This window comes from Dyadobacter endophyticus (assembly GCF_014641595.1).
Classification (GTDB): domain Bacteria; phylum Bacteroidota; class Bacteroidia; order Cytophagales; family Spirosomataceae; genus Dyadobacter; species Dyadobacter endophyticus.
This window is the reverse complement of sequence record NZ_BMIA01000001.1, coordinates 1,764,001-1,775,144: the sequence shown is the minus strand read 5'-3', so window position 1 is coordinate 1,775,144 and position 11,144 is coordinate 1,764,001. Positions and strand designations below refer to the sequence as shown.

Sequence of the window (11,144 nt, the reverse complement as noted above, 5' to 3'; positions counted from 1 at the left end):
ACAAGAGGAATTGTAATATAAAATTCAGTTAGCGGGTGAGCGCTACTGGTTCAGAAACGTACCGATATCGCCACTGGCAGCGGCTTTGAGCAGCACTGCCTGCCAGATATTCGTCGCGGCGATGTCGCGGCTGGTTTCAGCGCGGTTCAGGACGTAAAGCGCCTGTGTCATGTCCACGATATTGCTGAGGCCGTTTTTATACAAAACACTCTTCTGCAAATAGGCGTCGGAGGCCGATTGTACCTGCACGGGTGCCTCGTGGTAATTGGCTAGGGCATTGTCAATCTTCGTTTCGGAGAGAATGAGCTGGTTTTTCAGTTGCTGGTCCGCCAGGTCGTATTCTTCTTTTAATGCATTGGAAACAAACTTCTGGGACATCACCTGCTGGCGCGTGCGCAGGATGCTCGTCATGTTCCAGGTAGCGCCGACACCGAGCAGGTAGTTGGCCCTGACCGGCTTGATGCCCTCGAAATAGTTATGGGTATAGGCCGTCTGGTCCTGGGCATAGCTCGATGAAAATCCGGCACCACGACCTTGAAATACCCCAAACAGCGAGAAAACCGGCATCCCGAGCGTGTGGAAGTATCTGGCCTGTTGTTCGCTGACGGCAATGCGGTTGGCATAGAACTTCAAAAGCGGGTGATTTTCAGTTTTGCCGGCAGAATCGGCCAGTGTGCGGGGAATGCGTGCGAGCAACAGCGTGTCTAGCTGGAAACGTTGATCGGTAATGCCCATGAGCCGGGCAAGATTGTTGGCCTGTTCCTGCTCAAAATCCTTTGCCTGGGTAATGCTGATCTTCGCATTGGACACTTCCGCATTGGCCAGCGAGGAGTCTACGCCCGGTATCAGCCCGTTTTTGGCGCGGGTAACTACAACGGTTTTCAATGCATTGGCGCGTTCCAGGTTGTTTTCCCAGGAACGGATCAGGCGCTGGGCGGCGAGCAGGTTCAGGTAAGCGGCGGCTACGCGTACACTGTGCTGGAATTGCTCCTGTTCCAGATCGGCCCGGTCGCGGTTTACGGCCGATTGCGCCACGTTGATACGCTCGCGTGCCCGGCCGAATGCGAAAAAATCCCAGTTGACGTTGGTCAGATAAAGTGCTCCGAATGCCGAGTTCCAGTTTTGGTGTGGCAGCGGCAGGCCTGAGGACGCCACCGAAAGCCCGAGGCCGTAGAGCGGGCCATTCTGGCCGTTGATGGTGCCGTAGTCCTGCTGGGCCGAGAGGTTGAAATTGGGGAGGTATTCCTTTTTACTTTGCAGTACCGTCGCCTTCGAGGCATTCAGGTAGCTGGTCTTCGCTTTGATGCTCCCGTAATTGGCGACCGCCGTTTCCACGGCCTGTTGTAATGTAAGTGTTTGGGCACATAGTTTCTCACCGGCTCCGACCAGCGAGAGGGTCAGTAACAGGGAGGGGAAATACTTCTTCGATGTCATTTGCATTCAGAATTATATGGCAACTGAACCGGGTAGTCCGACAGGCCCGTCGAATTGCTTCGCAAAGGTAATCCTGTGGCTGGCAGCAATGTTTATTACTTTCAAACAATATCTTATAAAATTCAAACATCCCTAGCGTTCGTGTACGCGGTACGATTTCGGGGTGATGCCGATCTGCTTTTTGAAAAGGTTATTAAAGTAGGCGGGATATTCGAATCCGAGGCAGAATGCGATTTCGGCGATGCTCCAGTTGGAATGCCGGAGCATTACTTTGGATTGCGTCAGCACACGGTCGATAATGTGTTCGGTGGTAGTTTTTCCGGTGATTTCTTTCAATGCCCGGTTCAGGTGGTTCACATGCACGCCGAGCCGGGTGGCGTAGTCTTTGGCAGTTTTCAGTTTGAGCTTATGCTCTGGGGATTCGATGGGGAACTGGCGTTCGAGGAGTTCGTGGAACAGGGACGACAGCTTCGCCGAGCCGTTCACATGCACGTCGCTAACCTCCGACACCTGCATTTTCATCGCTTCGTGCGAAAGCACGTTCACGTAGTTGCGCATAAGGTCATACTTATGCACGTAGTTCGATTCGATGTCGGCCTGCATTTTACCAAAGATACTGAGCAGATATTCCTGCTGCTCTTCATCAATGAAATACACGGGAATGGAGTCGTTGCGCAGGATAGGGCAGTCGCTCACCGTCGCTGAGCGGCTAATCGTACTCAGGAACTGATCTGTAAACAAGCAGAAATAGCCCGATTGCTCTTCCGACAGTGCCTGCCATGAATACGGCACGTTCCGGTTGAAAAAAACCAATGCGTTACGGTTGATATCGATCTCCTGGTTGCCGTAGGTAATCTTCCCTTTTCCAAGGATGAGCGAAATCTTGTAAAAGTCCCTCCTCGCGTAGGAAGTGTATTTGTTGCAGAATACCCTGGAGAACACATTGAAATGACCTTCATCTCCGGTCGTTTTGTCCGGACCTCTTAGTCCTTTCGCGGCGGGGTGCGTCTGGTAAAAATGCGCTACGGTCTCATTCGGTATCATGAGCTGAAATTATGAAATTCAAATATTGGCTACAAAGCGGAAGGGTTAAAAATTAATTAAATGGGCGCTGCGCATGGTATTGTGATATTCTTTCCCGGTTAAACAAAAAAAACGCCGGCCTCACAGAAGCCGGCGTTTCGTGCACTTATATAATGGTTAATCTTGTGTCGGATAAACCTTATCCGGCGTATTGTAGTAATCAGCCATTTGCGCTGTGTCTTTGCTCACACTGGGAGTGGGGGTTTTGTAGTTTCTCGGCGAGTTCAGCGGATTGATTTCCACTCCTTCCGGCTTGTATTCGCGCGTCACGACGAGTGTGGCAGGGCGAGGTGCATATTTGGGCGTCGTGCTCACATACCTGGTCTGGTACTTGCCGAAGCGTTCGACAGTCCGGATGTTTGCGACGCGTATCGTATTTTGATCCTTACCGGCTGCTTTGGCCTGCGCGGCTTTGTTCGGATGCTTGTAATTGTAAACTGAAATGCCGGGATCGACGATCGACTGCGCACTGGCGGCGATGGTGAACAATCCTGCAATGAATATGGCTGTTAAAAACGGGACTTTTTTCATGTTTGGTAATCGTTTATTCTCACTTTATCGGCCCCTGGTGATAGGGGATTTCATGAAAATTAACAACAGAAAAAAGCATTGCCAAATGTTCTAATAACTCACAAAACGGCTGTTTTGGCAAAAACAAGGCGCTATATTAAGCCAATGTTAATCAAAAACGGAGGAATTGCTGAAATCGGGTTTCCGGGAAAAGTGGTTTTGGTTAAAAAGTAGCTACGGGCAGGGAAATCAAGTAAAAAGAAGCCCAGCGCGAATTCCGGAAAAATTTTTGATTTTAATCAGTTTCTAACCACTTTCTAATCTTTACGGCAATTCGGGCCTATTTGAGCAACGCGTACGTCGAAGTCTGGATGCCCTTACAGATGCGCTCCATCGGCAAATCGTTGCTGTCCTCGCCGAACGGATCCTCGATTTCTTCGGCAATCACTTCAAGGCTGGCCAGGATGTAAAATACGAACATCACGAACGGGATGACAAGGAAATGTAGGCTGAACACGTAGCCGATTGGCAGCGTAAGGCAATAAATGAAGATGAATTTTTTGATAAAAGAGCTGTAAGACAGCGGAATAGGTGTGTTCTTGATGCGCTCGCAAGCCCCGCAGATATTGGTAAAACCTTCAAGTTCGTGGTTTAATAGGATGGTATGCTCGGGCAGCAGCACGCCCTTCCGTTGTAGCTCGATGACCTTGGAAAACAATGAAGCGGCGATCTGGTTGGGGATATGGTCGGTCGTGATGAGCGACGATTTTTTGTAAAGCGCGGTGTCTTCAAACTCGTCGGACCTGTAATGGTTGCGCAAGTGGTTTTTCAACGCGAATGCATAGTTAGGGATCATTTTCGTGAAGAACTCTCGCTCTGCAGCATATTCCGGCCCGATCAGCGCGGCGATCTTCAATGCGAGGTTGCGGCTGCCGTTCATCAGTGAACCCCATTGTTTGCGGCCTTCCCACCAGCGGTCGTAGGCAGTGTTGGTGCGGAACACGAGCAGCATCGAAATCACAAAGCCGAGCAGCGAGTGCATCAGCGAGATGTTTTTCAGGTCGTTGTTCTCGGTGATTTTAAGATGGATGATGATAATGTAAGCAACAATACTGGAATAAGCCGCCATTATAAGGATCATCGGCGCCAGTTTGCGGACGGTGTCGGCCTTCTGGAAATAGAAAATATAGCGGAACCACTCTTTGGGGTTGTAATCGATCATACTAGCTTGACCTGGTCGATGAGCTTGAAAAATTCTTTAAAACATTTCGCAGTTAGGCGGGCATCTTCCAACGCATTGTGTGTCTCTTCCTCCCGCTCGAACCCGAAATAGCTGGCCACTGAGCCGAGGCTGAGGGATCGCGGCACCTGTTTGCCGTTCTTTTCGAGGATCTGGAAGAATAAATAGGAGACGGTGTGGAGGTCGAGCATTTTGTTGGAGAAGCCCCATTTTAATTTCTCGTTGCGGTAGGCATAACGCAGGAAATTGATATCGTTGATCACGCTCTGTCCGCAAATAATGACGTTGGCAAGGCTCGGCTTACCGACATTGAGTTTTTTGATCCACTTTTCAAATTCGGGGATCACGTCGTAAATCATCGGCGCATCTTCCAGGTCGTCGAGCGAAAGCCCGTGAACCTCTTCGGATTTGACTGAAAATGCCTCCTCATTTTCGGGATACACGTTTTGCAGGTAGGTGCCGAGCGACCGCCAATTGTCGTCAAAAAACTCCGCGCCGATCTGGATAATCTCGTTCCAACCCGGTTCCGGCCCGGTCATTTCGATATCTAAAACAAGGAAGGACATAGGCAGGCTAGCGGGGCTGTGTGAAAAATGGTCATGATTTGGAAACTCAAACTTATAGTTTTGTGTACAAAATTATGCAATCATTGCATGCAAGAAGATTCTACAAACACTCATTTATAGCAAATGGCTATTGATTTTAAAGAAATTCCGTCCCCGTGTTTCATATTGGAAGAGGAATTGCTCCGTAAAAACCTCGAACTGATCGACTCGGTCCAGAAGGCGGCGGGATGCCAGATTATCCTCGCATTGAAAGGATTTTCGATGTACAGTGCCTTTCCGATCGTGAAGGAATACCTCTCAGGCGCCACTGCCAGCTCACTCAACGAGGTGAAGCTGATCAACGACTTTATGGGCTACCAGTCGCATACTTATATGCCGGCGTACCTCGACAGCGAGTTTGAGGAGATCATGCAGCGCAGTAGCCACATTACTTTCAATTCCCTGAGCCAATGGGAGCGCTTCCAGAGCAGGGTAGAGGCTTACAAAGCGACTAACCCCGGTAAGACGCTTTCATGCGGCATCCGCGTAAACCCGCAGTACTCGGAGGTGGCCACCGACATGTATAATCCGTGCGTACCGGGCTCGCGCCTGGGTGTTACGCGCGACAAGCTGCCCGACGAGCTTCCCACAGGGATCGACGGCATTCACTTTCATACGCTGTGCGAAAATGGCAGCGATACCTTAGAACGCACGCTCGAAGCATTGGAAGCGAGGTTTGGTGATTTGCTGCATCAGGCCAAATGGCTCAACATGGGAGGCGGGCACCTCATGACGAGGGAGGGATACGATATTAGTAAGCTAATAAAATTAGTTAGTACTATCAAGGCAAAGTACAATCTGGAAGTAATCCTCGAACCGGGTTCAGCCATCGCCTGGCGCACCGGGATTCTGTATACGACCGTGCTCGATGTCCTCGATAGTCAGGGCATTGATGTGGCTATATTGGACACCTCCTTCGCGGCTCACATGCCCGACACGCTGGAGATGCCTTACAAGCCGGCTATACGTGGCGCGCACCAGGAGCGGGTGGCAGGAAAACCAACTTACAGGCTGGGTGGAATGACCTGTCTGGCAGGGGACTATATGGGTGATTATTCGTTCGATAAACCGCTCGAAATCGGAGATAAAATCATATTCGAGGATATGATCCACTATACCATGGTAAAGACTACCACATTTAACGGTGTTAATTTACCTTCCATTGGGATATGGAAAGCTGATCAAAATTTTCAGCTGGTTCGTTCTTATGGCTACGAAAGTTTCAAAGACAGGTTATCGTAGTAAATGTAGACAATTTATTTAAAATCGGTTACAAAATAGAAAGCGGCGTTCCCGGAAATGTTCTAAATGACATTCGGGAACGCCGCTTCATTTTTGAGGGCAAAGTGCATTAAGTGCCGTGTAAATGCACCGGGGTTTTATAGCTTCGGCAACATCGGGAATAGCCTTCTTACTTCCTCCGCATTTGGTTGTTTCCCGTACTCAGTTATCTCAAAAACCTCCACGTATTTTACCTTTTCCGCCTTCTCCGTGCCATACCATTTTTCCAGGGAAGCCCTGATTTCAGGCGTTACCGAGGAGCGCCTTTCCATGGATTTGAGCAGCCAGTTTTTACGTTCGGTTGCGTCTTTGGGAACGTTAGCAAGATTGCCGTCGGTCCAGGGGAGCCACTCATAAAATTGGGAAACGTGGGCATCCAGCCCGTCGACTTTTTTAGCAAGATTTTCCGTGATATCGATAGCAATATCCGGCCGGAACGGGTTTGGTCTTTGAAAGCGGTCGCGGAAATACAGAAAAACCGGGTTCTTTGTTAAAGGCGGCACGCTGCTGAGAATATTGGGTACGATAACCAGGTAAGCCGCATCCTGCACAACTACGCCCGTATTGCGGTGGTCGGGATGGTAATCGTTTGTACGGGGCGCAATGACCACGTCGGCGTTCCATTCGCGGATTTTGCGGATTACCGCCATGCGGTTTTCGAGGGTGGGCAGCAATTCGCCATCGTGGTTGTCGAGGACATCGTATTGGATCCCCCAGCGGCGTGCAGCTTCCTGCGCTTCTTTGTAGCGACGGTTAGCCAATTCTCCGCCGCCGATATCCTGGTGGCCCATGTCGCCGTTGGTGAGCGAAACGAATTTCACCTTGTGCCCCATCGACGAGTAAATAGAGGCAATGCCGCCAGCGCCGAGGTCGCAGTCGTCGGGGTGGGCACCAAAGACGATAATGTTGAGCGGTTTCTTCGCGTCGGCGGCTTGCTGGGCCATCGCGGTGACACCGCAAAATAGCAATGCGGGAAGGAAGAGTAACTTTCTGATCATTTTTTAAGTGGTTATAAAAGGTTTGGAATAAGTGCAAAATAGAAATTAATCTATTGCCGGGGGCCGCGATAGCCCCATTTTCTATGCAAACCAATCAAATTGACCAATGATGGGTATGTGCAGGCAGGTAATCGAAAATATAAATTTTTCAACAGCCTTTTTTTAAATGGAATTTTACCCATTTTATGAAGCCTGTAAGCCCGGCACTTTTCGGCAAAAAGCGCGATTCCAGTGTATAGGGCACGAAAAATTTATATTTGATAACCCGTCAGACTTCCAGGGTATTACTGTATTCCAGCCAAATATTTAAATAGGGCACGCTTAGATTCTTCTAATAATCCTGTATCTTTGTATCCCGTAATCATAGAAAAACAGCAAAGTCTTATGGCTTCCAAAGCACGAAAGACCGCTAAGTACATTTTCGTTACGGGCGGTGTTACATCTTCACTTGGCAAGGGAATCATTGCCTCATCACTAGCTAAATTACTTCAAGCGAGAGGTCTCTCAGTCACGATCCAAAAATTTGACCCATATCTGAATATCGATCCGGGAACCATGAACCCTTACGAGCACGGCGAATGCTACGTAACGGACGATGGGGCCGAAACCGACCTCGATCTGGGCCATTACGAGCGTTTTTTGAACGTTCGCACTTCACAAGCAAACAACGTTACAACGGGGCGTATCTACCACAACGTTATTACTGCCGAGCGTCGCGGCGATTTTCTTGGAAAAACCGTACAGGTCGTTCCGCACATTACCGACGAGCTGAAAAGAAACATGCTGTTGCTGGGCCAGTCCGGCGATTACGATATTGTGATTACAGAAATCGGTGGTTGCGTAGGGGATATCGAATCCCTGCCGTTCCTGGAAGCGGTTCGTCAGGTGAAATTCGAAATGGACCAGCAGGACACGCTGGTGATCCACCTTACATTGATCCCTTACCTGAACTCGGCAGGCGAGCTGAAAACCAAACCGACGCAGCACTCGGTAAGAATGTTGCAGGAATCGGGTATCCAGCCCGACATCCTCGTGTGCCGTACGGAGCACCCGCTGCCGTACGATATCCGCAAGAAAATTGCGTTGTTCTGTAACGTACAGGTCAACTCGGTGATCGAAGCGATGGATGCGGATACAATTTATGCCGTGCCTTTGCTGATGCTGAAAGAGCGCCTTGACCAGCGCGCATTATATATGCTCGACATTTATAATGATAAGGACGTAGACCTCGACTCGTGGAAGACTTTCCTTTCGAGACTGAAAAATCCGATCGATTCGGTTCGCATTGGTCTGGTGGGTAAATACGTGGAGCTGCACGATGCTTACAAGTCGATCATTGAGTCGTTTATCCACGCGGGAGCGGCCAACGAATGCAAAGTGAATATCGAGTGGATCCATTCCGAAAGCCTTACTGCCGAGAATGCCGTTGAAAAACTGGAAAACCTTGATGGTGTGCTGGTAGCTCCTGGCTTTGGCGAGCGCGGTATCGAAGGCAAAATCGCCGCGATCCAGTATGTGCGCGAGAACAATATTCCTTTCTTCGGGATCTGCCTCGGTATGCAAATGGCCGTGATTGAATATGCCCGTAACGTGATTGGCTGGGAAAATGCGCATTCGGTTGAAATGGATGCCGCTACCGATCATCCGGTGATCCACCTGATGAAAGATCAGAAAGATATTTCAAATAAAGGAGGCACGATGCGTCTGGGGGCTTATTCATGCCGCATTAAGAAAGACACATTGGCGCACAAAATCTACGGCAAGACCAATATCAGCGAGCGCCACCGTCACCGCTACGAATTCAACAACAAATTTTTGAAAGAATTCGACGAAAAAGGGCTGATCGCCACCGGTATCAACCCGGACAACAATCTGGTTGAAATGGTCGAGCTGCCTACCCACCCATTCTATATTGGGGTACAGTTCCACCCCGAGCTGAAAAGCACGGTGATGAACCCGCACCCGATCTTCGTTAATTTCGTAGCTGCGGCATTATCCTATTCATTGCAAAAAAGGTCGGTAGAAACCTTGAATCCGGTTTCCCACTGATCACATTTTAAGGCCTGTTAAGCCAAAAAACTTGTTACCTTTGCCGCCTTACAAGCGGTATGTTATTTCAATAATTTAAAGTAAATAATGGATAAAAATTTTGTAATCGGCCTGGTCTTGATCATGCTGATGCTGATAGGCTACCAGGTGCTGGTTCCGAAACCTGTGGAACCTACCCCGGTAGCGGAGGTGAAGAAGGAAGCTGCCAAGCCCGCGTCTGTCACTTCGGATACTACCCAAAAATCCTCACAATCAGTCGATTCCACTGCGGTTCCTCAAAAAGACCTGGTAATCGAAACAAAGGACGCCCGCGTGGTTTTTACCAACAAGGGTGGGGTAATGAAAGAGGTGATGTTGAAAAACTACAAAACCTACGATCAGAAACCACTTTACCTGATTGCCGAAAATCACAACACCTTCCAGATCGATTTGCCTACGCAAACCGGCGATGTAAGACTGACAAACCAGACTTTCACGACCGACGCGCAGGACCGTACATTGGCTGAGAAAGATTCGGCGGTAATCACTTACCGTACCACGATCAAAAACAACCAGACGGTAGAACAAACCTACGTGGTACGCGGCAGCGGTTATGTAATCGACTACGGTATCAAGGCCAGCGGTGCATTGCCGGCCAACAAGTCGGTGGAATTCCATTGGGATAACGACCTGCTGCAACTGGAAAATGACATGAAGAAAAACCGTGAAGTGGTTACCGTTAACTACTACACGGACGCGCTGAAAAGTCTTCCTACCAGCCCGACTTCCAATGAAGAGGAAAAGACGGCCGATCCTGTTAAATGGTTTACGATTAAACACAAATACTTCCTGGCCGGTCTGATCGCGGAAAAAACGCCGCTGACGAACGTGACCCTGCGTGCCAATGTGAACCCGGAAGATTCGGTGATCGTGAAAAACATGAACATTTTCGCGGGTATCCCGACGGCCGCAGTTCAGAAAGGGGATGCCAACTTCCAGTTCTACCTCGGTCCAAACGAATACCACATTGTGGATAAGGTAAAAGCGGAGAACTTCGACCAGAACGTTTACCTCGGTTACGCATTCCTGAAACCGATCAACAAATTTGTCCTCGTTCCGCTTTTCAACCTGCTCGAAGGATTTGTGAGCAATTACGGCTTGCTGATCATCCTTTTGGTATTGTTTGTCAAAACGTTGCTCACGCCGCTGACTTACAAATCGTACATCAGCATGGCGAAAATGCGTATCCTCGGGCCAGAGCTCGAACAGATCCGTGAGCAGAACAAAGACGACCTTGCGAAGCAGCAGCAGGAACAAATGAAGCTTTATCAGCAGGTAGGCGTGAGCCCGCTCAGTGGTTGCGTGCCGGTACTGGCAACAATGCCGATCCTGTTCTCGCTTTTCTTTTTGTTCCCCAACCTGATCGAGCTGCGCCAGCAGTCGTTCCTGTGGGCAAGTGACCTTTCCACTTACGACTCGTTCTTCAAGCTGCCGTTCAGCGTTCCTTTCGGTATTGGTAACCACATCAGCTTGTTCACGATCCTGATGACGATTTCCAGCATTGGTTATGCCTATTATAATAACCAGAATACTCCGACACAGCCAGGACCGGTGAATATGAAGGCATTGGGTTACGTAATGCCCCTGATGTTCATGTTCATCCTGAATTCGTTCCCGGCTGGTCTTACGTTCTATTATTTTGTTTCGAACGTGGTAACGATCGCGCAGCAGTTGTTGATCAAGCGTTTTGTAAATGAGGAAAAAATCAAAAATATCCTGGAAGAAAACCGCAAGAAAAACGCTACCGGCGAGAAGAAGCAAAACAAATTCCAGAAATACCTTGAAAAGTCGTTGCAGGCTGCGGAAGAGGCGAAAAAGAAGCAAGCTGAATTAGAGAAGAAGACTAAGAAGAAATAAAAGGTTTTTTAGATCGTATTAATAAAGGGCAATGTTCCGGTTGGGATA

9 protein-coding genes are annotated in these 11,144 nt (G+C 49.1%); 3 read left to right on the top strand and 6 right to left on the bottom strand.

What is annotated here, in order from left to right:
- Positions 1-42: 42 nt before the first annotated feature.
- The 5 genes from IEY24_RS07245 to IEY24_RS07225 all read right to left on the bottom strand — a co-directional run bounded on the left by IEY24_RS07245 (position 43) and on the right by IEY24_RS07225 (position 4,833).
- A complete protein-coding gene (locus IEY24_RS07245; protein ID WP_229221564.1) occupies positions 43-1,434 on the bottom strand; it encodes a TolC family protein in 1,392 nt (463 codons plus the stop codon).
- Between the two features lie 132 nt (positions 1,435-1,566).
- Positions 1,567-2,478 carry a helix-turn-helix domain-containing protein gene (locus tag IEY24_RS07240; protein WP_188930079.1) on the bottom strand — a complete coding sequence of 304 codons (912 nt, stop codon included), beginning with the start codon at positions 2,476-2,478 and terminating at the stop codon, positions 1,567-1,569.
- A gap of 156 nt (positions 2,479-2,634) precedes the next feature.
- Entirely contained in the window at positions 2,635-3,048 is a 414-nt protein-coding gene (locus tag IEY24_RS07235) for a hypothetical protein (RefSeq protein ID WP_188930077.1), read from the bottom strand.
- Positions 3,049-3,367: 319 nt separating this feature from the next.
- On the bottom strand, positions 3,368-4,249 hold the full coding sequence (locus IEY24_RS07230; protein ID WP_188930075.1) for a bestrophin family protein: 882 nt from the start codon (positions 4,247-4,249) through the stop codon (positions 3,368-3,370).
- Complete coding sequence (locus IEY24_RS07225; protein ID WP_188930073.1) at positions 4,246-4,833, bottom strand: 3'-5' exonuclease; 588 nt, start codon at positions 4,831-4,833, stop codon at positions 4,246-4,248. Before IEY24_RS07225 ends, IEY24_RS07230 begins: the two co-directional genes overlap by 4 nt.
- A gap of 123 nt (positions 4,834-4,956) precedes the next feature.
- Between IEY24_RS07225 and nspC the strand changes: the two genes are divergently transcribed.
- Positions 4,957-6,114, top strand: a complete 1,158-nt coding sequence (gene nspC / locus IEY24_RS07220; protein ID WP_188930071.1) for a carboxynorspermidine decarboxylase — start codon at positions 4,957-4,959, stop codon at positions 6,112-6,114.
- Positions 6,115-6,251: 137 nt separating this feature from the next.
- On the opposite strand, the gene IEY24_RS07215 is transcribed toward nspC, so the two are convergent.
- The gene (locus tag IEY24_RS07215; RefSeq protein WP_188930069.1) at positions 6,252-7,151 is read right to left on the bottom strand and encodes a PIG-L deacetylase family protein; all 900 of its coding nucleotides are present in this window, start codon (positions 7,149-7,151) and stop codon (positions 6,252-6,254) included.
- Between the two features lie 384 nt (positions 7,152-7,535).
- Between IEY24_RS07215 and pyrG the strand changes: the two genes are divergently transcribed.
- Positions 7,536-9,200 (top strand): CTP synthase, encoded by a 1,665-nt coding sequence (gene pyrG / locus IEY24_RS07210; RefSeq protein ID WP_188930060.1) that lies wholly within the window; start codon positions 7,536-7,538, stop codon positions 9,198-9,200.
- A gap of 87 nt (positions 9,201-9,287) precedes the next feature.
- Positions 9,288-11,096, top strand: a complete 1,809-nt coding sequence (yidC, locus tag IEY24_RS07205; RefSeq protein WP_188930058.1) for a membrane protein insertase YidC — start codon at positions 9,288-9,290, stop codon at positions 11,094-11,096.
- The last annotated feature ends 48 nt before the right edge of the window (positions 11,097-11,144 follow it).